The sequence below is a fragment of the Microcoleus sp. B4-D4 genome (genome assembly GCF_036705185.1).
Lineage (GTDB): Bacteria > Cyanobacteriota > Cyanobacteriia > Cyanobacteriales > Microcoleaceae > Microcoleus.
On record NZ_JAUBTX010000026.1, the window covers coordinates 1 to 25,196 of the forward strand.

Annotated in this window: 18 protein-coding genes; 12 read left to right on the forward strand and 6 right to left on the reverse strand. The window is 45.7% G+C overall.

The window, feature by feature from the left end; genetic code table 11:
• Nucleotides 1–533: 533 nt before the first annotated feature.
• Nucleotides 534–3,092: a leucine--tRNA ligase gene (gene leuS, locus QUB13_RS18770; RefSeq protein WP_333383335.1), complete on the forward strand. Its 2,559-nt coding sequence runs from the start codon at nucleotides 534–536 to the stop codon at nucleotides 3,090–3,092.
• Between the two features lie 71 nt (nucleotides 3,093–3,163).
• Nucleotides 3,164–4,048: an alpha/beta hydrolase gene (locus QUB13_RS18775; RefSeq protein WP_333383338.1), complete on the forward strand. Its 885-nt coding sequence runs from the start codon at nucleotides 3,164–3,166 to the stop codon at nucleotides 4,046–4,048.
• A gap of 16 nt (nucleotides 4,049–4,064) precedes the next feature.
• Here QUB13_RS18775 and QUB13_RS18780 read toward each other — a convergent pair whose 3' ends face one another.
• Nucleotides 4,065–4,886, reverse strand: coding sequence for an SAM hydrolase/SAM-dependent halogenase family protein (locus QUB13_RS18780; protein WP_333383341.1), 822 nt, complete (start codon nucleotides 4,884–4,886; stop codon nucleotides 4,065–4,067).
• Between the two features lie 18 nt (nucleotides 4,887–4,904).
• Here QUB13_RS18780 and QUB13_RS18785 point away from each other — a divergent pair, with 18 nt between their 5' ends.
• Entirely contained in the window at nucleotides 4,905–5,753 is an 849-nt protein-coding gene (locus QUB13_RS18785; RefSeq protein WP_333383344.1) for a DUF3598 family protein, read from the forward strand.
• Between the two features lie 125 nt (nucleotides 5,754–5,878).
• On the opposite strand, the gene QUB13_RS18790 is transcribed toward QUB13_RS18785, so the two are convergent.
• The 3 genes from QUB13_RS18790 to QUB13_RS18800 all read right to left on the reverse strand — a co-directional run bounded on the left by QUB13_RS18790 (nucleotide 5,879) and on the right by QUB13_RS18800 (nucleotide 8,623).
• Nucleotides 5,879–6,583: a GIY-YIG nuclease family protein gene (locus QUB13_RS18790; RefSeq protein ID WP_333383347.1), complete on the reverse strand. Its 705-nt coding sequence runs from the start codon at nucleotides 6,581–6,583 to the stop codon at nucleotides 5,879–5,881.
• A gap of 135 nt (nucleotides 6,584–6,718) precedes the next feature.
• A complete protein-coding gene (locus QUB13_RS18795) occupies nucleotides 6,719–7,582 on the reverse strand; it encodes an aldo/keto reductase (protein ID WP_333383350.1) in 864 nt (287 codons plus the stop codon).
• Between the two features lie 246 nt (nucleotides 7,583–7,828).
• Nucleotides 7,829–8,623: an ABC transporter permease gene (locus QUB13_RS18800; protein ID WP_442922181.1), complete on the reverse strand. Its 795-nt coding sequence runs from the start codon at nucleotides 8,621–8,623 to the stop codon at nucleotides 7,829–7,831.
• A gap of 465 nt (nucleotides 8,624–9,088) precedes the next feature.
• Between QUB13_RS18800 and QUB13_RS18805 the strand changes: the two genes are divergently transcribed.
• The 5 genes from QUB13_RS18805 to QUB13_RS18825 all read left to right on the forward strand — a co-directional run bounded on the left by QUB13_RS18805 (nucleotide 9,089) and on the right by QUB13_RS18825 (nucleotide 18,480).
• Complete coding sequence (locus QUB13_RS18805) at nucleotides 9,089–10,162, forward strand: radical SAM protein (RefSeq protein WP_333383352.1); 1,074 nt, start codon at nucleotides 9,089–9,091, stop codon at nucleotides 10,160–10,162.
• Between the two features lie 848 nt (nucleotides 10,163–11,010).
• The gene (locus QUB13_RS18810; RefSeq protein WP_333383355.1) at nucleotides 11,011–11,622 is read left to right on the forward strand and encodes a PadR family transcriptional regulator; all 612 of its coding nucleotides are present in this window, start codon (nucleotides 11,011–11,013) and stop codon (nucleotides 11,620–11,622) included.
• Nucleotides 11,623–11,660: 38 nt separating this feature from the next.
• Nucleotides 11,661–13,463 carry an efflux RND transporter periplasmic adaptor subunit gene (locus QUB13_RS18815; protein ID WP_333383358.1) on the forward strand — a complete coding sequence of 601 codons (1,803 nt, stop codon included), beginning with the start codon at nucleotides 11,661–11,663 and terminating at the stop codon, nucleotides 13,461–13,463.
• Nucleotides 13,464–13,875: 412 nt separating this feature from the next.
• Nucleotides 13,876–17,079: an efflux RND transporter permease subunit gene (locus tag QUB13_RS18820; RefSeq protein WP_333383361.1), complete on the forward strand. Its 3,204-nt coding sequence runs from the start codon at nucleotides 13,876–13,878 to the stop codon at nucleotides 17,077–17,079.
• A gap of 372 nt (nucleotides 17,080–17,451) precedes the next feature.
• The gene (locus QUB13_RS18825) at nucleotides 17,452–18,480 is read left to right on the forward strand and encodes a hypothetical protein (protein WP_194008679.1); all 1,029 of its coding nucleotides are present in this window, start codon (nucleotides 17,452–17,454) and stop codon (nucleotides 18,478–18,480) included.
• A 201-nt stretch (nucleotides 18,481–18,681) separates the two neighbouring features.
• Here QUB13_RS18825 and QUB13_RS18830 read toward each other — a convergent pair whose 3' ends face one another.
• Both QUB13_RS18830 and QUB13_RS18835 read right to left on the reverse strand, forming a co-directional pair.
• A complete protein-coding gene (locus tag QUB13_RS18830) occupies nucleotides 18,682–18,930 on the reverse strand; it encodes a transporter suffix domain-containing protein (protein WP_194067302.1) in 249 nt (82 codons plus the stop codon).
• Between the two features lie 122 nt (nucleotides 18,931–19,052).
• Entirely contained in the window at nucleotides 19,053–19,871 is an 819-nt protein-coding gene (locus tag QUB13_RS18835) for a carbohydrate ABC transporter permease (protein WP_194008681.1), read from the reverse strand.
• Between the two features lie 179 nt (nucleotides 19,872–20,050).
• On the opposite strand from QUB13_RS18835, the gene QUB13_RS18840 reads away from it, so the two are divergent.
• The 4 genes from QUB13_RS18840 to accA all read left to right on the forward strand — a co-directional run bounded on the left by QUB13_RS18840 (nucleotide 20,051) and on the right by accA (nucleotide 24,987).
• Complete coding sequence (locus QUB13_RS18840) at nucleotides 20,051–20,743, forward strand: aldehyde oxygenase (deformylating) (RefSeq protein ID WP_194008682.1); 693 nt, start codon at nucleotides 20,051–20,053, stop codon at nucleotides 20,741–20,743.
• A 248-nt stretch (nucleotides 20,744–20,991) separates the two neighbouring features.
• Nucleotides 20,992–22,014 (forward strand): long-chain acyl-[acyl-carrier-protein] reductase, encoded by a 1,023-nt coding sequence (locus QUB13_RS18845; RefSeq protein WP_194008684.1) that lies wholly within the window; start codon nucleotides 20,992–20,994, stop codon nucleotides 22,012–22,014.
• Nucleotides 22,015–22,423: 409 nt separating this feature from the next.
• Nucleotides 22,424–23,749, forward strand: a complete 1,326-nt coding sequence (locus tag QUB13_RS18850; protein ID WP_333383365.1) for an RNA-guided endonuclease InsQ/TnpB family protein — start codon at nucleotides 22,424–22,426, stop codon at nucleotides 23,747–23,749.
• Nucleotides 23,750–24,006: 257 nt separating this feature from the next.
• A complete protein-coding gene (gene accA / locus QUB13_RS18855) occupies nucleotides 24,007–24,987 on the forward strand; it encodes an acetyl-CoA carboxylase carboxyl transferase subunit alpha (RefSeq protein ID WP_333383368.1) in 981 nt (326 codons plus the stop codon).
• The last annotated feature ends 209 nt before the right edge of the window (nucleotides 24,988–25,196 follow it).

Below are 25,196 nucleotides of genomic sequence, written 5' to 3' on the forward strand. Positions count from 1 at the left end.
ATCTTTTTATTGTCACAATCAATGATTGCATATAATTATATCATAATAAGTGTAGATAATGATTTAGGATTGCTATACTAGAGCGAGAGCGTGCCGAAGAAGCCTCGCAGCGTGCCGAACGTTTAGCCACCAAACTGCGCGAATTGAACATCGACCCAGATAGCATCTAAGCCCAAACAACGAATAGAAACCCGGTTTTTCCAACAAATCGGGTTTCTGGGAATTGCAGTTATTTATTCTTTTAGGATTTACGCATCAAGACCAAAGAAACCGGGTTTTTTGCGGTTTTGCTGACTGTAACAAAGTATTATCGTAAAAACCCGGTTTCTGACCGCCCGTGCGTAAGTCTTATTCTTTTAACGGCGAATCGGAAATTTGGTCGATCGCCCCCAGCTCAAATTACATATACTACAATATATAATACAGAGATAGGAGCCAAAATGCTTGGAACTCAAAAAAATCCTAATCGCAGCCCCTTGAATGTGCCAAAATATTCAAGCAAACATTACTAAATCCTACAGGGAGAAATTGTTGTGGAGTCCAGATACAACCCCCAATCCATAGAAGAAAAATGGCAGCAGACATGGGCTGAGCAAAACTTAGACCAAATGCCAGAAGATACCGAAAAGCCTAAATTTTATGCCTTATCCATGTTCCCCTACCCGTCGGGAAACCTGCACATGGGCCACGTCCGCAACTACACAATCATCGATGTAATTGCCAGACTCAAGCGAATGCAAGGCTATCGCGTACTCAATCCGATGGGATGGGACGCTTTTGGTTTGCCGGCAGAAAATGCAGCCATTGAACGCGGAATTCCTCCCGCAAAATGGACTTATGAAAATATTGCCCAAATGAAAGGCTTATTTCAGCGGCTGGGCATTTCCTTTGATTGGACAAAAGAAGTTACAACCTGTTCTCCCGATTATTATCGGTGGACTCAGTGGCTGTTCTTACAATTTTTAGAAGCAGGATTAGCTTATCAAAAAGAAGCAGCAGTTAATTGGGATCCCATCGACCAAACAGTATTAGCCAACGAACAAGTAGACAACGAAGGTCGTTCTTGGCGTTCCGGCGCGAAAGTCGAGCGCAAATTATTGCGGCAGTGGTTCCTCAAAATTACCGATTACGCCGAACAGTTATTAAACGACTTAGACAAATTGCCAAATTGGCCCGAAAGAGTCAAATTAATGCAAGCCAATTGGATTGGCAAATCAGTCGGCGCTTACTTGGAATTTCCGATTGTGGGAATGGATGAAAAAATCGCCGTTTTCACCACTCGCCCCGATACAGTTTATGGCGTTAGTTACCTTGTTTTAGCGCCAGAACATCCGTTAACCGCGCGCGTGACCACCGAAGACCAAAAAGCTGCTGCAGACACCTTCATCAAAGAAGTTGCACTGCAAAGCGAGATCGATCGCACCGCCGAAGATAAACCAAAGCGCGGCATCCCCACAGGCGGCAAAGCAATCAACCCTTTCAGCGGCGAAGAAATCCCGATTTGGATTGCCGATTACGTGCTGTACGAATACGGCACCGGCGCAGTGATGGGAGTACCAGCCCACGACACGCGAGATTTCAAATTTGCCACTGAATATCAACTGCCAATTAAAGTAGTAATTGTGGATGATGATGAAACTCCGCTGACCGAAGCTTACACCGAACCAGGAATTATGATTAATTCCGAAAGCTTCAACGGCATGGATTCAATTAAAGGTAAATCCGCAATTATTGAAGCTGCCGAAAGTTCTGGTTGTGGCAAAGCGCGAGTGCAATATCGCTTGAGAGATTGGCTAATTTCTAGACAGCGTTATTGGGGTGCTCCGATTCCAGTAATTCACTGTCCCAACTGCGGAACAGTCCCCGTCCCGCAATCAGATTTACCCGTATTGTTGCCGGAAAATGTAGAATTTACTGGCAAAGGTTCGCCCTTGGCAAAAATGGCAGAATGGGTAAACGTTGCTTGTCCGAGTTGCGGCACTCCAGCGCACCGCGAAACAGATACGATGGATACTTTTATGGATTCATCGTGGTATTTCTTGCGCTATCCCGATGCTCAAAATCAGGAGCAAGTTTTCGATACGGCGAAGACGAATGATTGGATGCCGGTAGACCAATATGTCGGCGGTATCGAACACGCAATCCTGCATTTACTGTATTCGCGGTTCTTTACGAAGGTTTTGCGCGATCGGGGTTTGATCGACTGCGACGAACCATTTAAACGCCTGTTAACTCAAGGCATGGTGCAAGCAATGGCCTACAAAAATCCCGTTACTGGCAAATACGTTCCCCCAGCAGATGTAGACCCAACAAATCCCAAAGATCCGAAAACTGGCGAAGCTTTAGAAGTCTTCTACGAGAAGATGTCAAAATCAAAATACAACGGCGTTGACCCCTTGGAAGTTATGGGGAAATACGGGGTAGATACGGCGCGAATGTTTATTTTATTCAAAGCGCCGCCAGAGAAGGATTTGGAGTGGGACGACGCAGATGTGGAAGGGCAATTCCGCTTTTTAAATCGCGTTTGGCGCTTGGTGACAGAGTTTGCTTCACTGCCCCCAGCCCCCCCTGCTCAAGAGGGAGAAAAAGAGGTGTTGAGCAAAGCTGAGAAGGATTTGCGGCGGGCGATTCACACTGCAATTAAGGAAGTGCGAGAAGATTTGGAGGGCGATTATCAGTTCAATACTGCTGTTTCGGAAATGATGAAATTGAACAATGCGCTGGCTGATTCTAAATGTAAAGATTCGCCTGTTTATGCAGAGGGAATTAACACTTTAATTTTGCTATTAGCGCCTTTTTCACCACATATTGCTGAGGAATTGTGGCATTTAATTGGTAACAGCGAATCGGTGCATACGCAAACTTGGCCGACTGTCGATGTATCTGCATTAGTTACCGATGAAATTACGCTGGTAATTCAAGTTATGGGGAAAACTCGCGGCACTATTCAAGTGCCTTCTGGTGCTGATAAAGCTGCTTTAGAAAAGTTTGCTCGCGAGTCGGAATTGGCTAAGCGTCACCTGCAAGGTAAGGAGATTAAAAAGGTAATTGTGGTGCCTGGAAAGTTGGTAAATTTCGTGGTAGCTGGATAAAGATGAGAAACCCGGCTTATCCAAAAAACCGGGTTTCTGAGACTTGCAGTTCAGAAATAGCGAACAAAACAATGAGCCAGCTAAAAATTAGAAAACGGCGCTTTTTGAGATGGCTATTGTCTTTAGTAAAATTTTGGGTGATCGCCTACATAGCTTTCTGTATACTCTTGTTTATTCTGCAAACTCGTTTGATCTTTCGGCCAACACCTGAAATCGCCAAAAAACCGGATGCTTTTAACATCGCTTACCAAGAAGTTTGGTTGCCAGTTAAAGCTCGACCCAAAATTGAAAAACTTCACGGTTGGTGGCTGCCAGCCGCAAATCAACAATCATTAGGAACTTTATTGTACCTGCACGGCACGGGTTTTAACATCGGTGCGAATATCAATCAATCTTACCGCTTCCAAGAATTAGGTTTTTCCGTATTGCTAATAGATTACCGGGGTTACGGCCGCAGTCAAGGCAGTTTTCCCAGCGAAACTCGGATATACGAGGATGCCGAAACAGCTTATAATTATTTAGTAAAACAGCGGCAATTGTCGCCCAGCGAAATCTTTTTGTACGGCCATTCAATGGGAGGCGCTGTTGCTGTAGAATTAGCAGTCAGACATCCAGAAGCAGCGGGATTAATTGTTCAAAGTTCGTTCACTTCCATGCTGAATATGGTAGAACGCTACAGTATAATGCGACTATTTCCAACGAGGCTGCTGCTGACACAAAAATTTGATTCTTTGAACAAAGTTAAATTGCTGCAAATTCCGGTTTTGTTCGTACACGGAACCGCTGACCCTTTGATTCCCGCTGCAATGAGTAAAAAATTGTATGCTGGTTCTCCTGAACCCAAGCAAATTTTGCTGGTTCCTAATGCTAAGCACAATAATGGAGATGCTTTTTTCAACAGCAGCGAATACCGCCAAACAGTTGTGAATTTTGCAGATAAATCTAGAATGAGATGAATCCAGGTTGCGCTACCTATCTGTAAATTACTTCTACCATATCTCCAAATTGTAGCTGCAAAACGGATTGAGCGCTGCCGCCGTAAACGGCAATTTCTAGCCAACCGTCAGAACCAGTTATGGCAATTAAATCCCCTGGCTTGCTGTCGCTGTAAGTTTTACCGCTGGGGATGCGAATTGGATCGCAACTATTGCTAATTATCACTGACCAATTGTTACATACAATGCAATTATTGGGGATATTAGTAATTAAATTGCCGAAGCGATCGACATATTGAACGCAACCTACCGCACCTGTGGCTGTAACGGCACAATTTGGTATCTGTAGCTGTACTAAACTCGCAGGGTCGATCGCATCCCCCAACTCTTCCAGCGGCACCCCGTTCGCCAAATGAGCCCCCGCTGCTGCGAAAATATCGCGACCGTGAAACGTGCTGCTGGCGAAGGGCGATCGCCAGTATTGCGAATTCGTCAACTCCACAGCGGCGATCCTCTTCGAGGGCTTCGCTAACGCGCTTTCCCGACTCAACACCCCGCTAAACAACCCGTTATCGGGCCCGACAAGCCAGCAATTAGCACATTTAATCGCAATCCCGCGTCTCTTGCTTCCCACACCCGGATCGACTACAGCAATATGTACGGTTTCCGCTGGAAAATAAGCAAAAGCAGTCATCAAACAAAACCTCCCCGCTGCAATATTTTGAGAGGGTATTTGGTGTGTAATATCAATAACTTTTAACTGCGAGTTAATTTGGGCGATCGTACCTTTCATCACTCCCACATAAACATCGCTCAATCCAAAATCAGTCAGTAGAGTTATAATTCTATTTTTAGACATATATCCAAAGGTAAGAATATGGTAGCGCAGTGGGAAAACTTTCTGCAAAACTTAGGAGAATGGCACGGTTCCTTCACCCAGCTATCAACGCGAGGAGAGGTACTTCAAGATACTCCCAGCATTATTTCTCTCGAAGGACTCAACGACAACAAAACAGTGCGGTTAAAACTGCGCCGCTTCTCGCCAAATCCTAGCGGTGCCGGCGAACCGGAAGTCAGCGAACTTGTTCGAGAATATCAGAGTTTGGGGCGAGATATCCTGTTTTTTGAGAATGGAAATTTTTGTCAGGGTACTATTCAATTAGCGCCTTATTCTGAGTCTGGTGCCGAGTTTGGTTTTATCTACAACTATCGCAGGTTGCGCTTCGTTCAACTCTACAATATTGACGGCAATTTATCCAAACTTACCTTAATTCGCGAAAAGCAGCTTGATAAAAATATCCCCGAACGTCCGCCTTTAACTGTTGATGCTTTGCTGGGAGAATGGCAGGGCGAGGCCGTGACAATGTATCCAGATTATCGTCATCCTGATTCCTATTCTACCAATTTACAATTGCATTTGCAAAATGGCGATCGGCTAGTACAGAAAATCACTTTTGGCAATAATGCTAATGTTATCAGTTCTAGCGGCAGCATTGACGGTTCTGCGATTAATTTTAACGAAGGTGCAACGCCCATGCAAGTTTTGCTGCTTCCCGATGGCGGTTCTTGCACTTGTCCGGTGAAAGTTGAATTCAGAAAACCTATATTTTTTGAGGCCGGTTGGTTGGTAGAACCTGACTTGCGATTTCGGATGATTCGCAGTTACAATGACAAAGGTGAATGGGTCAGTTTGACTTTAGTTACTGAACGCAAAGTTAGTCAGTAGTCAGTAGTCATTAGTCAGTAGTTAGTAGGGGCGGGTTGATCGCGTAATCCTCGCATCCGGCACGCAATCTCCGAACAAAACCCGCCCCGCTTTACGACAAACAAAAGTTGATATAGCAGCGAATGTTATTCGCCGGACTTTGTTTCCTGGGTTTGCGATTGAATCACCGCACTCCAATCATCATTGTTAACTGCAGCTTCCAAATGTTCGTGTCGTTCGCCGTCAATCTTGGCTGCTGTTTCTAACTCTTTGGTAAGAGTAGAATCTGCCATTGCTTTGCGTAATTTTAGCTTCTTTTCCTCATAAGCTTGTTGCTCGTCAGCAGACATTGCAGCGCGGGCTGCTTGACCTACCGTAGCCGCCCACATTTCGCTGTCAGCACCGTTTCCAGGCGGAATAGTGCCTAGTTCTGCGATCCAAGCATCCCGCAAACTTTCCATTTCTTCCCGCTTGGGGAATTTGAAAGTTTGGACGCGCACAAAAGCACAATTTTCTGCGCCGTTTTGCGCGATGTGACCGTTGATTGAAAGCAGGATGTTTCGCGAATAACCGATATACTGAGTGTTGCGGGCACTGTCCGTGACAGCGTAAACTCCAGCGACTTTTGCGTTAGTTGCTAGACTTCGCCAGGTATCGATCGACATTACTTGCGTGCCGTCATTTTCTACTTCAGAAACAGCGGCCGCTGCGCTGTGTTCTGAGTCGGAACTGTATAAAAAGTTGTGCAGTCCTTCATGGGCGACAGGTACGTTTTGATGTTCAATTGCTAGGTCTTGACCTGCATTCACTCGATCGGCTTCCATAAAACCCAATTCCTCAAAATGTGGCAATTTTACTAATTAAATCTCTGGCTTTATAAGCTGTTGCGGCATTTAAAGATAATTAAAAAAAATTAACAAATATTCTGGGGTGGGCTTTGAGCAGCGCCCCGAATATGCAATTTAAATGCCCAACAGCTTACTTATTTAACTTGCTGCAATTTTTTGCAATTCTTCATCAGTCAATTTAACTTCGATCGCCTTTACGGAGTCCTCAATGCTCGATAATTTTGTCGCTGCGGGAATCGGAACGACGCAGGGCGATTTTGCCATCAACCAAGCTAATACTATACAGTACACTGAAACGTTTTTTTCTGCAGCTAAGGAGGCGATCGCGGGCATATCTTGCAAGCTGGTGACGCGGCGGCTTCCCCCCAAAGGACTCCAGGGGAAAAAGGTCAGGTTTTCGGCTTCGCAATATTCCAGTACGCCGTCCGATTCCGGCTGTCTGTGCCACGGATTGTACTGATTCTGCACCGAGACAATTTCTACTACATCCCGGGCGCGTTTAATCTGCTCTACAGAAAAATTGGAAACTCCAACAAATCGAATTATTCCTGCTTCTACTGCTTCCTTTGCCGGTGCTAGGGCTGCTTCGATTGTATAGGCTGGATCTGGCGAGTGATACTGCCAAAGGTCGATCGGCTGATTGCCGCCCAAAGCTTCAAAACTTTCGCGAATTGTCTTACGTAAATGGTGGGGATTCCCGTTGCGCGTCCAGGCACCTTGAGGCCTCATCAAGCCGCCTTTCGTGGCGACAGTAACCGCCCGAATATCTCCGGTGTACTCTTGCAAAGCTTTGGCAATCAGGTGCTCGTTGTGGTGTTTGTCGGATTGATCTTCGCAATAGGAATCAGCAGTGTCAATCAGGGTGATACCCAAATCGAGGGCGCGGTGAATTACCGCAATTGCTTGCGATTCTGGCGGCCTGCCGCTTAACGACAACGGCATACCTCCCAGACCGATCGCGCTGATGTTAAAATTACTGTTGCCCAGTTTTTTTCTTTTCATTCGTTTGCCCTCGTTTGCGTGGTTGATTCAGAGTTGAACTTTCAAGGATATTTTGAAATTTTACTGTTTTTTTTAGAATATAAGTAGATAGGGCAAAAATATTTTCTCCGTCGGCTGTACTGTATTTAAACTGTATATGTTCGCTGTATATTTTAATTGGCTCTTTTCCCAGGTCAAATTTTCTTTCCCTCTACCCCTCAAACATAACAGACAATCTCTGGCCGCGCTGCAGCAAGCCCTACTTACCTAACTCGAAGCGCTGGTGTAAAAGCGGAGTGCAAATTGCCAGAAGTAGCGCGAAAACAACAACAGCCCGATCGCCAAAATTCCCGCCCCTGCGATCCAAACAATTTCACCTCTGCCCAGCATGGTTTCTGCCGGCACAGTTGTCAAGAAAGCAACCGGAACTATAAAAGTGAAGAAAAATCGATAAGCTGCGGGATAAGCTGCCATTGGAAATCTACCCGCTTCTAACAATCCTCTGAGCACTTCGGTAACGTTGTAAATCTTGACAAACCAAATGCTAGTTGCACCTAACATAAACCAGATACTGTAAAGAGTAATAGCTCCGAATAACAGCGGTATTGCTGTTAAAAAATAGTTGCCGATTGCTACTCCCAATTTGTTGGCAGCATACAGCAACAATAGCGCGCCGAAGATTAAATCTGGGACTCCCCAAGGGGAAATTGTGTTGGCAGACAGCCAAAATTGCGAACTGATAGGTTTAAGGAGTACGAAATCGAGAGTACCTTGCTGCACTCGATCGACAATACGGCTGAGGTTAGGCGCGAGAAAGGTTGACGAAAACCCCTGCAAAACCGTAAAAATCCCCAGTACAACCAAAGCTTCTTCCCATGAATAGCCCGAAAACCTGTAGCCGGTACGGTAGAACAAAAACAGTCCGAACCAACTGCCAGCAAGGTTTCCGAGGCTGCTAAGGGCTGCCAGGACAAAGTTGATCCGGTATTCGAGCTCCGCTGCGATCGCCGCAGCCCAGAACAATTTCAGTACCTGCAAATATCGTCCCATGTTTGTCGCCATTTTTTGTCCTTCAAATACTTAAATTCTCTCCTATTGTAAAGCTGGTGTGAAGCCAACTTTTGCACGAGCTGCTTATTTGACGATAACTTTAAGTTATTAATACAGCATACTTAAGTATTTTTACGTAGGAGAATGTTAAGTTAATTTACCAAAATTAAACTAAAATTACATCTTTTGGGCTGAACTCAGCTTTAAGCGTATATGATGCTTTGCCAAAAACTAAGTAAACTTCATCTTTTAACACTAAATATCGCTTTTACATTAGTAATATTAATATGTTACAATCATTAACATTATAAATCTTTGAAAAACATCTAGCCATACCCAAAACCAACACTTAGGATGGTGCTTACGTACTCGCAAGGAATACGTAACGAGCAATACGTACTAATACGTACAAAATTCTAGATACAAAAATCGGTTCGATAAATCAACTTAAGTAACAACACATAAGGAAAACAAGACATGGATGCTTTAACATTATCCAGACTGGGCGTAAAACACACCCAGAGTGCAGTAGCCGAATCGCTCAGGATTAATACAGGATTCGACGTGACAAGCCCCGTCACTTTTTACGGCATTGTGAACGAACGCTGCAACGTTAAATGCCGCCAGTGCGAGTATTGGCGGCTCAAAGAATATAAAGACGAAATGACGATCGAAGATTGGCAAAAGGCCTTGTTGAGCGTCAAAGAATTTGTCGGCGAATTTTCCATCAACTTTAGCGGCGGCGAACCTTATATTAAAAAAGGTTTTCTAGACTTGCTAGCTTTTGCAAACAAAAACGGCATTCACGCCGGCGTAACCACCAACGGTTATTGCATGACTAAGGAAAATGCTGCTAAAACTGTGGCAGCGCGTCCTTTTAACGTGAATATGTCCGTTGACGGGCCGAATGCAGAATTGCACGATTATTTGCGCGGTCAACCCGGATTGTTCGATAGACTATCCAAAGGAATCGGTTATTTGCGCGCCGAACAAGAAAAGCAAAACGTCCTGTTTCCGATCAACGTCAAACCGACGATCAACCGCCTCAACTTCCGCCACCTAGAGGAAATTGTCACCTGGGCGCAAGGAATTGGAGCCACAACGGTGAACTTCCAACCAGTCAACCGCTGGACACCAGAAACCTATTCGGAATTGTGGATTGAAGAAGCAGACAGGGAAGAATTTTCACAGGTAATTGAGCGCTTAATTGAGATGAAGAAAAACGGCGCACCAATTATGAACAGCGATGAAGTGTTGCGTTTGATGGTTCCTCACTTCCAAGAAGAAAAAGCTCCCGATTCAACTCGCCCTTGTCGCGTTGGACTACGCAATTACTGGATTGATACGCGCGGCGACGTGAAATTGTGCGACGAGTTTCCGGTGATTGGGAATGTGAAAGAGCAAAGCGCCCGCGCAATTTGGTACGGCGAAAAAGCCCAGGAAGTCCGCCGGGATACTTTGAATTGTGGCAAGCTGTGTCTGATTACTTGCGTCTCGCAAAAGACGATTTTGGACAAGGTAAAAATGGGGATGAAGTTATTGAAGAATTAATATTTCAACAGTTTTTATATTCCTCGTGTTCGTGGTAGCCGGGTTTTCGTAAGAAACCCGGTTTTTTGTTTTAAGAATTGTATTTAGGTTCGTAGTGAGGACTTTAGTCCTCAGTTTTTGAAGAGTTTTATAGAACCAAGTCGATTTTAGATTTTAGATTTTAGATTTTAGATTGAGGGAGCGATACCTCAATCTTTGTGAGAATTGCTATATATCTAATCCCGCATCAAAACATTCAAAACAAGATGGAGGCTCTGCCTCCGGATCTGCGTTACTTTCGCAGAGCCTGGTAACGAGTAAAACGAACGACTAAAACGAGTAAATGGAGGCTCTTCTTCGCCTATCTGCATTACTTTCGCAGAATTGCGGGGCGGCTGGATTTTTGGGTTTTCCAAAAAAGCCCAAAGTCACGAGTTAATAACACTCTCGTACAGCGCGGCAAATCGGCAGCAGGTGATGAGCGTGCCGATTCGTCGGAAAGTGCGACTTATGGTAAGTAATTGGACAGAATTAATTACACACTAATTTTTTGCTGATTCTTTACTAGATAAGGCTTGTAGCCCAGAATTTTGTGTAATTAATTGTGTCTTACTACTTACAAAGAGTCGATCGCGACGTTCAGCTTGTTATTTTGATATATTTAGACATCTCCCCTCGCTTTGCAACAGGCTTTTCCAGCTTGTTCTTCCGTTTCTTTGTTTAGTCTGTCTAATCTGTCTTTAGAGTGTTGACAAATTTTATAAAATGTGTATTGCAGATTAAAATTTCTATCAAACTAACTATTTACCCGATCGCGCTTGAGTCAGCTATAGTTGTATAATCCAAAATATAATATCAACTTGATATAAATGCTTGAATTATCAGCCCTTGGTCTGCTACAGCGGGAACCCTTGCACGGCTATCGGCTAAAGCAAAAACTAGAGCTGTTCATGAGCAGTTGCATCAGCGTTAACTACGGAGCGATTTACCCGCTGCTCAAGCGTTTGGAACAGCGAGGCCAGATTGCGACAATTGCCGAAGAAGCCGGAGATGCGGGCTGTCCGCGCAAAATTTACGCCATTACAGACAAAGGGCGCGAACTCTGGCGAAAAAAAATGGTCGATCACCCTCAAGAAAGTTGGGTAAACAGTGGTTCCCGTTTCCAAATCAAATTTTTCTTTTTTGGCGACTTAGAACCTGCAGAACGCCTGAAATTGTTGGAACACCGCTTGCGAGTCTGTTACATCCGACAAGACTACATCGAAAGTCTCAAAAGCGAATATCCACTCACCGACGAGTATCAACTCGCCTCTGGCGATCGCTGCAACTCAGTGCTGTCCTTAGAAATACAGTGGTTAACCGAGCAACTAGCTAAGGAGAAAAGCGATCGCGCGATTCTCCAACCCCATCAACAAAACACTTGGGAGATTCCATCTCGCTTGAGAGGGACGCTAGGGAGCAAAGATTCCGCCAAAGTCTAAGTAAGTCAAATGTTAAAAAAAAATCTAAGTGGTGCTCCATGAGTTATTCTAAATCCCCAGAATCCGTCGTTGAATCTAAATCTCTAGAATCCGCCGTTGAAGTTGAAAACCCAAAAACTGGTACACCAGAACTTCATCTAACCGATGCAGACCACTATCAACCCGAAGATTTTCCCGCCGTTGCCGATCGCCCGCGCCCAGCCAAACCGCGCTCGCGCTGGCTGCTAATTGCCGCCATCGCGATCGTCACAGGCGGAGGTTTCGGCTGGTACCTGTGGCAATCGAGTCACAATCGCCCGCCGCAACAAGCAGCAGCAGGTCAATCCCAAGGCATACCAGTCAAAATTGCAGCCCTTGAAACCAGCTCAATCCAAGATACCTCCGAATTTGTCAGCAGCCTAGAGGCAAAACGCTCAGTACAAATCAAACCCCAAACCGAAGGGCTAGTCACGGAGATTTTTGTCAAATCTGGAGACTCGATCGAAAAAGGACAAGCCATCGCCCGGATCAAAAGCGACAGCGCCCAAGCTCAGTTAAGACAATCCCAAGCCAATCTCAGCGCCGCCGAATCGAATTTAGCCGAACTCCAAGCAGGTGCCAGGCCAGAAGAAATCGCCCAAGCCCAAGCCCAAGTCGCCCAAGCTCAAGCCAACCTAGCCCAACTGCGATCGGGCAGTCGGCCCGAAGAAATTGGTCAAGCCCAAGCCCTCGTCTCCCAAGCCGAAGCCAACCTAGCCGATGCCCAAACAGGTAGCCTCCTAGAAGACATCGCCCAAGCAAAAGCCCAAGTAGAAGCAAGCACAGCCGAAACTAAGCTGGCGGTCCAGCAACTTGTCAGGTATCAAGCATTAGCCAAAGAAGGAGCAACATCCGCCAACACCCTCCAGGAATACATTCAAAAAGAAAGCACCGCCAAAGCCAATCTCCGAGAAGCTCAAAGGCGGTTGCAGCAGCGACAAAAAAACCGAGAAGCCGAAATCGATCGGCGCACAGCAGCCTTGCAACAGCAGCGGGAAGCTTTGCGGCAATCGCAAAACGGTGCGCGCCCGCAAGAAATAACCAAAGCCGAAGCAGAAGTTGCCCAAGCCAAAGCCAGATTAGCCGAGTTAGCCAACGGCACCCGCCAAGAGCAGATCGATCGAGCCGAAGCGCAAGTGGCCCAAGCAGCCGCTCAAGTGCGCGGTTTTGAAGTACAACTCCAAGAAACTGCTGTCATCGCGCCCTTCGCCGGAGTCATCGGCGACATACCAGTCAAAGTCGGCGACTACTTAAAAACAGGTGATGCGATCGCCATCTTAACAGAGAACCAACTGCTAGACTTGCGGTTATCAATTCCTTTAGAACGGATGCCCCAATTACGCCTCGGGTTGCCAGTAGAAATGCTCGACACTCAAGGAAAGGCGATCGCCAAAGGTCAAATCAGTTTTATCTCCCCCAACGTCAGCGCCAACTCCCAAACAATCTTAGCTAAAGCCACCTTTCCCAACCCCACTGGCGAACTACTAAACCTCCAATTTGTCAAAGCCAGAGTCATCTGGGATCAGAAGCCAGGAATTTTAGTTCCAGTCACAGCAGTCACTCGCTTGGGCGGGGAAACTTTTGTCTTCACAGCTCAAAAGCCAGAACAGTCAAAACCTGGAATGCCACCTTTAGTAGCGCGACAAAAACCCGTGAAACTGGGAACCATCGAAGGCAATAATTATCAAGTTATCGAAGGCTTGCAAGCCGGAGAAAAAGTTATTGTCGCAGGCATTCTCAACTTGACAGACGGCGCTCCGATCGTCATTCAAGAACCAGCAGAAGCGGAAGGAAAAAAACCACCAGTAGGAGGAAAAAATTAATCGCGGTTCGTAGTGCAGGCGCTGACTGACGCAACATCTAATCAGACTTACAGCAGATTCCAGGTAAGTGAGTTACAAAAAAATTGTTATCTGTAGGGGCGATGCCCCCGTGCTCGCCCTCCCGCTCCTAGCCCTCCGGCTTTTTTGTACTTCATAAACCTGAAATCTGCTGTAAATCCGCACTACCAACTAATTAAATATATTCGCAGCTTATACAAAAATTCAGGAAATAAACCCAACTTTTTTGGGAGAGCAATAATTTTGATAAATAGTATCAAATCTGAATCAAGATTTAGAGTATTTTCCCAATTAACAGGATTGAATAGAGGATGAATAAAATTAATCACCTTCATCCTTAAATATCTAAATCCCAATTGCAATTACCAATTACCGATTACCCATTACAAAAATAATGTTTGCAGATTTCTTTATTAAACGACCCGTCTTTGCCAGTGTCTGCGCCTTAGTGATCGTTCTAGTAGGCGCAATTAGCATTCCCACGCTGCCGATCGAACGCTTCCCCGACATCAGCCCCACCCAAATCACCGTCACAGCCAACTATAGCGGGGCTAGTGCCGAAATTGTCGAAAATGCAGTTACAAACATCCTAGAGAGGCAGATAAACGGCGTTGAAGGACTAAAATATCTAACTTCTAGCAGCAGTAACGACGGCACCAGTAGCATCACAGCCACCTTTGACGCCTCGCGCAACAAAGATATTGCCGCAGTCGATGTTCAAAATCGAGTTGCTGTCGCCCAACCGCAACTACCAGATGTCGTACAGCGCACGGGAGTGAGAGTTACAAAACAATCTAGCAGTCTCTTGCTGGCGATCGGCTTATTTACAGAAGATAAAGAATACGACACCATATTTTTAAGCAATTACGCCGACTTGTATTTAGCAGACGCGCTAAAGCGAGTAAAAGGCGTTGGCGACGTGCGAATTTTTGGAGAACGCCGCTATGCAATGCGCCTGTGGATAGACCCCAATAGATTAGCCGCCCGCAGTTTGACAATGCAAGATGTCACCAGGGCACTTAACGAACAAAACATACAAGTTGGCGCCGGGAGAGTTGGCCAAGAACCAGCTCCAGAGGGGCAAATGTATCAAATTGATTTACGGGCAAAAAGCCGCCTCCAAGAACCCGCAGAATTTGAAAACATTGTCTTAAAAACAGAGGCCAATGGCACGGTTGTTAAATTAAAAGACGTTGGTAGAGCCGAATTAGGAGCCGAAAATTACAACTCTTTTCTGAGATTTAGAGGCAATGATGCCGTAGGTTTAGGGATTTACCAACTGCCGGGAAGTAATGCTTTGAATGTTGCCAATGCAGTCAAAGCAGAAATGGAAAGACTAGCTGTTGGTTTCCCTCCCGGCTTGATACATAGAGTAGCGCTGGACACGACTTTATTTGTCCAAGAGTCGATGGCAGAAGTCATAAAAACGCTATTTGAAGCAATTCTGCTAGTGGTGATAGTAATTTTTGTTTTCTTGCAAGACTGGCGGACTACTATTATTCCCACGATCACAATTCCAATTTCTTTGATTGGAACTTTTGCTTTTATCAAAATTTTTGGATTTACGATTAACAGCTTATCTCTGTTTGGTCTAACACTAGCGACGGGGTTGGTGGTTGACGACGCTATTATTGTAGTAGAAAATATCGACCGTTTGATTCGCCAAGGTATGAGTGCCCGCCAAGCAGCTTTCGAGTCAATGCGGGAGCTTTTTAGCGCTGTGATTGCGACTTCCTTAGTGTTGATGGCAGTGTTTATACCAGTGGCATTTTTCCCCGGAACTACCGGAGCACTTTACAAACAATTTGCGCTGACAATTGCTTTTTCTGTACTGCTTTCTACCTTTATGGCTATTACCCTCACGCCCTCGCTGGCAGCTATATTGCTGCGGCGGGGGCAGAAGTATGGTGGGCCGCTGGGTTGGGTGTTCGAGCGTTTTAATAGAATGCTCGATTGGATGCAGCGGCAATATCGGGAATCCTTAATATTTCTCACAAGATTTAAAACTGCTGTCACCCTCGTATTCATCGCTTCTCTGGGATTAACCGCTTGGCTTTATCTATCAGTACCGACAGCATTTATTCCAGAGGAAGACCAGGGATATTTTCTGACAATTATTCAAGGGCCACAAGGTGTTTCGCTGCAATATACTCGGCAAGTGATGGATAAAGTTGAGCAAGAAATTCTTAAACTTCCTGAAGTTGTCGGGACTTTTTCCGTGGGCGGCTTCGGTTTTAGCGGTAGCACATCTAACCAAGGTATTATTTTTACTACGCTTAAACCCTGGAGCGAACGTCACGGAGAAAGTCAAACTGTACAAGCAATTATTGGCAGCTTGCAGGGTAAGCTTATGGCGATTCCCGAAGCTAGAATTTTCCCGGTGAATCCGCCGGCAATTCAAGGTTTAGGTCAATTTGGAGGCTTCCAATTTCAATTGCAAGACCGCAAAGGTAACAGCGGTTTAGATGCGATGGTTCAGACGATGGGTGGAATTTTGAAGCAGGCAAATCAGACACCGGGATTGCAGGCGGTATTTAGTACGTTTGCTGCGAATACGCCTCAGTTAATTGTGGAGGTTGACCGCAATCGAGCTAAGGCTTTGGATATTTCTCTCAATGATATTTTCAGTACGCTACAAACGGCTCTGGGTTCGCAGTACGTGAACGATTTCAATCTGGAGCAGCGCAATTATCGGGTGTACGTTCAGGCGGATAAACAGTTTCGCAGTAACCCTGAAGATATCGGTAAATTGTACGTCCGCTCTGGAAAGAATGAAATGATTTCTTTGAGCAATTTGGTGAAGCTAACTCCGGTGGTGGGAGCACAAACTGTTAATCACTACAATTTATATAGGTCAATTGAAATTACGGGTTCTCCGGCTCCGGGAGCGAGTTCGGGACAGGCGATTAAATCGATGGAAAAGGTCGCGGCTCAAGTTTTACCAGCAGGTTTTGCCTACGAATGGTCTGGCACTTCTTTAGAAGAAATTGAGTCGGGGGGTCAAGCTCCAATTATTTTTGGTTTGGGGCTGATTTTTGTGTTCTTGGTTTTGGCGGCTCAGTATGAGAATTATGTCGATCCTTTCATTATTTTGCTGTCGGTGCCTCTGGCGATTTTAGGTGCGCTTTTGGCTCAGTCGTTGCGGGGTTTGGCGAATGATGTTTATTGCCAGATTGGTTTGGTGATGTTGATTGGATTGGCCAGTAAAAATGCGATTTTAATCGTGGAGTTTGCTAATCAGTTGCGGGAGCGGGGGTATTCAGTTACTAAGGCAGCGGTTGAAGCGGCTCAAGAGCGTTTGCGACCGATTTTGATGACTTCTCTGTCTTTTATCTTGGGTATTGCTCCTCTGATCAACCCAGAGGGTGCGGGGGCTGCTAGCCGCCGATCGCTAGGGAATGCGATCGCGGGGGGGATGGTTGTTTCTACTTTCTTGAGTTTGTTTATAGTGCCGGTTCTGTATGTGGTGGTTGTCTCGGCTCGCGATCGCTTTAGGAAGCCCTCTCGCCCGGAAAATCCCCCCGACGATGACATAAATGTGGATGGAAAAACGACTGTCCACGATGAGGTGGAACGCGATCGGGTATCGCCATTGTAGTTTTAGAGGGATGGGTTTTTACTCATCCTGATTCTGAAAGTGAGTAATTCCTTGGTCGATAAAACCCTGGGTTACTCTTATCTTTTGGGAGATTTCAGAGTTTTTCAGCAAGCCCTAATTATAGAATGTCATCGCGAGCGTAACGGATTGAGATTGGTTCGCGCGGACGATCGCAATGACAGTTAGGTAATTAGTCATTGCAGGTATCTTTTCGCCGATCGCCCTCCACCGTGCAATAATAAAATGACTTGCACCCAAACTCTATCACAAGGGTAAACACTGACAAATTTACCGCTACATATAGCGTCTCAACTGTCAAGCTATGCAAGTTGCAAAATCAAACCGGCTGTTGCACTACACAAATTTTTCCTAATGGCTGAAGTCCCCCAAACACCCTCAGAACTTGCCGAAGCCCTCAACGGCTTTACCGATATCAACTTTCAATTGCCAGATCCCGAAGACGAACAAATACCCGACTTCGACTTTGAGAATCAGGTTGACACAGCATGGAAAGTGTGCGATCGCTTCGACTTGCAAACCGACATCTGGCGCGGACAAATTCTCCGAACAGTTAGAGACAGAGAAAAAAAAGGCGGCGAAGGACGTGGCACTGGCTTTTTGAACTGGCTCAAAGAACGAGAAATTGGCAAAAGTCAAGCCTATTCTTTGATAGAATTAGCTAATAGCGCCGATACTCTAATCCAGCAAGGAGATTTAGACCCAAATTCGATTAGAAACTTTAGCAAAAGAGCCTTTATAGAAACCGCCAAAGCATCTCCCGAAGTGCAGCAAATGGTAACAGATGCAGCCGCAAGCGGCGATCGCATTACCCGTCGCGAAGTCAAACAACTGTCCGACGAATGGATGGCCATGAACTCAGAATTATTGCCAGAAGAAGTCAAAGAAAAAGCATCTAGCGGTTCCCTTCCTTCCCGCTATCTCGCACCCTTAGTCAAAGAAATGGAGAAACTATCTCCATCTCACCAAAGCGAAATTCAAAAAGAAATAACAGAAAATCCCGACGTAGATACAGTAAAACAGCTAACTTCCGATGCCAAGAATTTATCAAAATATCTCGACGCAGCCGCCCAAGTACAAGCTCTCAACCAGTCTCATTTAGACATGGAAATGGCTTTAGAAGAATCTTTGCGAGTTGGATGTTTGGGAACCACCGCCGACGTAGTAAAACAAGCAGCACAGCTAGAACAAACAGTAGTCAAACTCTATACAATTTGGAAGCGTTTAGGGAGTTTAGCAGATAGATTGTATGTAGACACAGGAGCAAGCACACCCAATTTACGCTTACTGTTGGGATGCTTGGACAGTCTTTCGGGAGAAAAGATTGAGGTGGATTTCGGAGACGGAGAACGCTCTATTCGCTTACAAATTTTCAGCGAATAGCTAAACGTTGAAATAGGTTTGTAGTCAGGAATTTAGTTTTTCCTTATTGATGCGGAATAAAGTCCTGACTGCGAACCAAATCGGGAGCATCTCAGTTTTGCAAAAAGCAGTTTTTTTATTGTAGTACCACTCGCGAGCGGGGATGCTCGCACTATCAATGAAAAACTGAGATACTCCCACCAAATCTGCGTTAATTCATGCTTATTTCCGCTTGAAATTTCTGATTTTTTTCCAAAGATAGCGCGGACTCAAATAACGCCGATATTTAGTAACTACTTCTTTCCCCAAAATTACCACGCTCAGCCAAAAGCAAACTTCTGCCCCAACAGCTAGAATGATATTAATTGTAGTTTTTTCGGCGAGGCTCAGTGGCATAAACGGCACAATAAACAAGATTGCCACCCAGGGAACGAAAGATGCAATAAATAAAAACCAGCCCAGCTTTTGCATAGATTCACTTTGTCCGCAATGACATATTTTTTGGTAGCAAGCACTTCAATCATTGTTGAGTTTGAATCCCAACAGAGGACTTATGTTCTCACTACTAACTTAATTTTGCTCCAAACCCAAAATCAATTCTTAATTCCCGTCGCCGCAATCCCGCGAATAAACTGCCGCTGACCGGTCAAAAATAGCAACACCACCGGCACAGTCCCAATTACTACCGCCGCCATCAACAACTGCCAACTGCTAGTAAACTGTTCCTGAAACTCCGCCAAAACCAACTGCACAGTCCGCAATTCCGGCCGCGTCGTAAACACCAACGGCTTAAACAAATCGTTCCACTCCCCGATAAACGTAAACAAAAACAGCGTCACCAAAGCAGGGCGGGCCAAAGGTAACATCACCCGCCACAACACCTGCCAGCGGTTAGCCCCATCCAGCATTGCCGCTTCTTCCAATTCCACCGGAATTGTCATAAAATACTGGCGCAGCAGAAAAATCCCGAAACCGTTAGCCGCCGTCGGCAAAATCAGCGCCCCGTAAGTATTCAGCAGGTGGCCCCACTTCAAAACCATGAAAATGGGAATTACCAAAAGCTGAAACGGAATCACCAGTGTTGCCAAAACCACCAAAACTAGAGCCTGCCGCCCCCGAAACTTCAACCTGGCCAAAGCATAACCGGCCAAAGCAGAAGTCACTACCTGAAAAGCGGTAACTGCGATCGCCACTAGAGTAGAATTAACAAATGCCAACAAAAAATTCCCCCTGCGCCAAGCCTCCTGATAGTTCGCCAAAGTCAAGCCTGTGGCCTTGACACCGACACCAGATGGTGACAGCGAAACCAAAAAAACAGCAGCCAGCGGCAGCAGCACCAGCGCAGCCCCCGCCAACAAAAAAATAAAGCTCAGCACTTTCAGCGCTTGAGACCAGCCCAACGATTTACCCATAAACTTGTGAATTAACCTAAAATAATAAGCTTGTGAGGCTCTCAAACCAGATCGCCTCCCAGATTCCCACACAATCGTAAATTTTTAGTCGAAAATAGGTAAAGTGTAGTGCACGCGACCCCAAAATTTTAAGGGGTTTCCAAACATCCTACAAGGTTATATAAGGAGAAAACGTATCCATGCCACAGCTTGAGGCCAGCCCAACAATAGACTTTCAAACCGAAACTTACAAAGACGCTTACAGCCGTATCAACGCCATTGTGATTGAAGGCGAACAAGAAGCTCACGACAATTACCTGACACTGGCCGAACTGTTGGCTGACAAAAAAAGCGAATTAATTGGCTTGTCCAAGATGGAAAACCGCCACATGAAAGGCTTCCAAGCTTGCGGTCGCAATCTCAAGGTCACGCCCGATATGGCATTTGCCAAGCAATTCTTTTCTGATTTGCACAGAAATTTCCAAACAGCCGCGGCTGAGGGTCAGATTGTAACTTGCTTGCTAATTCAATCCCTAATTATCGAGTGTTTTGCGATCGCAGCCTACAACATCTACATCCCCGTCGCCGATGACTTTGCACGCAAAATCACCGAAGGCGTCGTCAAAGAAGAATACAGCCACCTCAACTTTGGGGAAGTCTGGCTGCAAGCTCACTTCGAGGAATCCAAAGCCGAACTCGAAGCCGCCAACCGTCAAAACCTGCCCATCATCTGGAAGCTGCTAAACGCTGTCGCAGACGATGCCCGCGTCTTGGGAATGGAAAAAGACGCTTTAATCGAAGACTTTATGATTGCCTACGGCGAAGCCCTAGGCAACATTGGTTTTAACAACCGCGACATCATGCGGATGTCAGCACAAGGCCTCGCAGCCTAATTAATTGGGAAATAAGGAATGGGAAAAAATTAAAACTTAAAAATGATATCCCTCATTTTTAAGGGAAAAATTGATATTTTTCTTCTTTCTTCTTCCTTCTTCCTTCTTCCTAATGACGGCAGAACTGATGGGTAATCGGTAATCAATGATGGGTGATCGGGAATTCTATCCGTTACATCCGTTAAATCCGCTACACAATCGGCTGCCGAACTTCCTTCTTCTTCAATCTTCCTTCATTTGACAACTTAATGTTTGGTCTAATCGGTCACTTAACCAGCTTAGAACACGCCCAATCAGTAGCTAACGAGCTGGGCTATCCAGAATATGCCGATCAAGGTCTCGATTTTTGGTGCAGCGCACCGCCCCAAATAGTTGACAATATCACTGTCACTAGCATTACCGGGCAAAAAATAGAAGGCCGCTATGTGGAGTCCTGTTTTCTGCCGGAAATGCTAGCCACGCGCCGGATTAAAGCAGCCACTCGCAAAATTCTTAATGCGATGGCACACGCTCAAAAAAATGGGATTAATATCACTGCATTAGGCGGATTTTCTTCGATAATTTTTGAGACTTTCAACTTGCAGCAAATTAAGCAAATTCGCAATCTCAAGTTGGAATTCGAGCGCTTCACCACTGGTAACACCCACACGGCTTACATCCTGTGCCGGCAAGTAGAACAAGCTGCCCCAAAATTGGGGATTGAACTTTCAAAAGCTACTGTAGCGGTTTGTGGGGCTACAGGTGATATTGGCAGTGCTGTCTGTCGCTGGCTCAATGTTAAAACAAATGTAGCAGAATTGTTGCTAATTGCCCGCGACAAAGAACGCTTGCAAGATTTGCAATCGGAATTGGGGCGAGGCAAAATCATGAAGTTGGAAGAAGCCCTGCCACAAGCGGATATTGTAGTGTGGGTCGCCAGTATGCCAAAGGGAGTAGAAATTGACCCGACAACTTTGAAGCAACCCTGTTTGTTGATTGACGGTGGCTATCCGAAAAATTTGGCAACTCAGGTTCAGCATCCCGAAGTTTTTGTGCTCAATGGCGGGATTGTGGAGCATTCCCTCGATATTGAGTGGAAAATCATGAAGATTGTCAATATGGATGTGCCGGGCCGACAGTTGTTTGCCTGTTTTGCCGAATCCATGCTGCTGGAATTTGAAAAATTGTATACCAATTTTTCTTGGGGACGGAATCAAATTACAGTGGAAAAGATGGAGCAAATTGGCGAGATGTCCGTTAAACACGGTTTCCGACCTTTGATGTCATTCTGATGTGATTTGTTGCGGTTATTGGTTATTGAGGAAAGTTTTTCTGAGAATAAGCAGTAACTTTTTTTGATACAGCTAACAGTTCATTAACAACGGATATATAGCAGTTAGAGCGAAAGATGAGGTGTTGACCGATCGATCTCTCATCGAGAGTCAGAACTGCTATATGTCACCTCGGAAGTTCTCCCCGCAGTTTTTGAGAGTCATGACTGCGATCATGTTTTTGCTAAGTTCATCAGGAATGTCCAAAGCTTCGGACAGTTCAACTAGACAGCAGGAGTCGGGCCCTCTAACTGTACTCCGTTGAGTGCCGGGAGGAATGCGCGTGAGGCCTGACTGCCGAACAAATCTTTGATTCCTCTTGCAATATTAGTTTTCACGAGATACGATAACACCAGAGTTTGTGAATGTAATGTCCCAAGTAATCACCGCCAAGCTAAAACTAAACCTGACTGCCGAGCAAAAAGCTTTAGTATCTCAGACTACTTTAGCCTACCGAGATGCCTTGAATTACACTTCACAAGTTGCTTTTGACGCAGGCAAAACCAGCAATGGTGCTAAGCTACAAAAAGCCGTCTACAACGAATTGCGGGTGAGATTTGGACTTGGAGCCCAAATGGCTTGCAACGTACCCAGACAAGTTTCTGGAACTTACAAAACCCTGTGGACTAAGGTAAAACAATCTAACGATGCTATCGCTTCATGCTACACCAAGAGACGATATAAAGGGTTAGACAAAGCCCCTAAATACATCTCTCGAACTTGCACCCTAAATTATCAGCGCGACTACTCTTTTAAAACCGAAAGGCGAGTAAGTATCATCACTCTCCAAGGTCGAATAGTAGTTTTGTATGATGGCTACAACAAGCATTTAGACTTAATTGCCAATGGCGCAAGGATTGGAGCAGCTAAAATTGTCTATCAGCGTTCCTCCAAAATATATTACCTGATGGTAAGTATTGAAGTAGAAACACCTGAAATTAACCCACTGAAAATAACTAGAATTTCTGGTGTTGACGTGGGTATGCGCTACTTAGCGGTAGAAACAGACTTACAAAATAAGTCTAAATTCTACTCAGGGAAGAATGCTAGACATCAAGCTAACCGCTACCATAAAGCACGGATGACTTTTCAGCGTAAAGGCACTCGTTCAGCGAAGCGAAGATTAATCGCTTTGTCTGGGAGAGAGAGACGGTTTATCGCTGATGTAAACCACCAAGTAAGCAAGGATATTGCAACACCTAACACCCTGATTGGACTAGAAAACCTCACCGGAATCCGGGACAGGACTAAAACTAGATCTGGCAACAAGGCAAGCAAGAAGAGACGTAAAGCTAATCGAAACAAAGCTAAATGGTCTTATGCCGAATTGCACGGGTATATCGACTACAAAGCCGATCTAAATGGTTCGTTAGCAACGAAAGTTCCGGCTCATTACACGTCGAAAAGTTGTCCTAAATGCGGGCACACTTCGGATGCTAATAGACCAAACAAAGGACTATTGTTTCGATGCGAATGTTGTAGTCATGAGCTTCATGCTGATTTGATTGGTGCGCGAAATATTGCAATGAGAGCGTTGCTTGTCCGGCAAGACTGGATGAGTACGGGGAGTTTGTCAGCATCCCCTGATGTGTCGGGCCGTGAAACTAAAGCTGAGATTCTTTCTAGATTCTCGGAATTGCGGTGGAGTCCAGATACAAGCCCACACCATAGAGGTACTCCGCTTGGTGATGGGTAGTTGACCATAATTTAGTTTTTTGTTGCTGTGGCGGGCATAGGGGCGTGGGTAGTGGCGCCGGTAAACTCAGGGATCTAACAAAAACAGTGTAGCAAAAAACGAGGCTGGAGCCTCTGGCTTTTAACTCTTGTCAACGAGCCAAGCATAATTAAAAATTCAAAACTTCCCAAGAACACTCTTTTTCAGCAACGCCTGACAGGGTAGGATCGGGAAACAGTCGATCAACTAAACCTTAAAACCCTATAAAAATTATCAGCGTGCCAAACCCAGACCGCAAACCACTACTCCTAGATTTTGAAAAGCCGCTGGCCGAACTCGAAGCCCGAATTCACCAGATTCGGCAACTCGCCGAAGAAAACAGTGTCGATGTCACCGACGAAATTCGCAAACTCGAAGCTCGTTCCACCCAACTGCGGCAAGAAATTTTCAGCAGCTTGTCCCCCATGCAGCGGCTACAACTGGCCCGTCACCCCCGCCGCCCCAGTACCCTCGATTACATTCAGGCAATTAGCGACGAGTGGATCGAGCTGCACGGCGATCGACGCGGCGGAGACGACCCGGCCCTAGTCGGCGGAATTGCCCGCATAGACGGGTGTCCTACAGTCATCATCGGCCATCAAAAAGGGCGCGACACCAAGGACAATATCGCCCGCAACTTCGGGATGGCAGCGCCGGGGGGCTACCGCAAAGCCTTGCGGTTGATGGAACACGCCGATCGCTTCTCCATGCCAATTTTCACCTTTATCGACACTCCCGGAGCTTGGGCGGGCTTAGAAGCTGAACAGCTAGGACAGGGAGAGGCGATCGCCTGCAACCTCCGAGAAATGTTTCGCCTCGACGTTCCGATTATATGTACCGTCATCGGCGAAGGAGGTTCCGGCGGTGCATTAGGTATCGGTGTTGGCGAGCGGCTGTTGATGATGGAACATTCTGTTTATACCGTCGCCACCCCGGAAGCTTGCGCCGCCATCCTCTGGAAAGACTCTGGCAAAGCCAACTTAGCAGCAGAAGCCCTAAAAATCACTTCCTGGGACTTAAAAAACCTCGGCGTTCTCGATCAGATAGTACCCGAACCGATTGGTGGCGCTCACTCGAATCCCCTAAAAGCTGCGTCGGCGCTCAAACAAGCTTTGTTGGAAAACTTAGCAGAACTGGCACAGCTTACTGGCAAGCAGCGGCGGGATCTCAGGTATCAAAAGTTTCGTGATATCGGTGTATTCAATGAAATTGCTGCTTGAGCCGATCGATTCAGATTTATAAGACACAAACAATAATTCTTGTGGAGCAGGATCTTTGAGCCTGCTCTTTACAGGCTTTGAGAAGATTCGTTTATTAGTCACGAGTTTAAAATTTCTTAACTTCCAGTGAGTAATATCATCTCCGGTCGATTATCACCATAACACAAATGGATCGCGCGTGCTCTGAGTCAATCCACCGGACACGACAT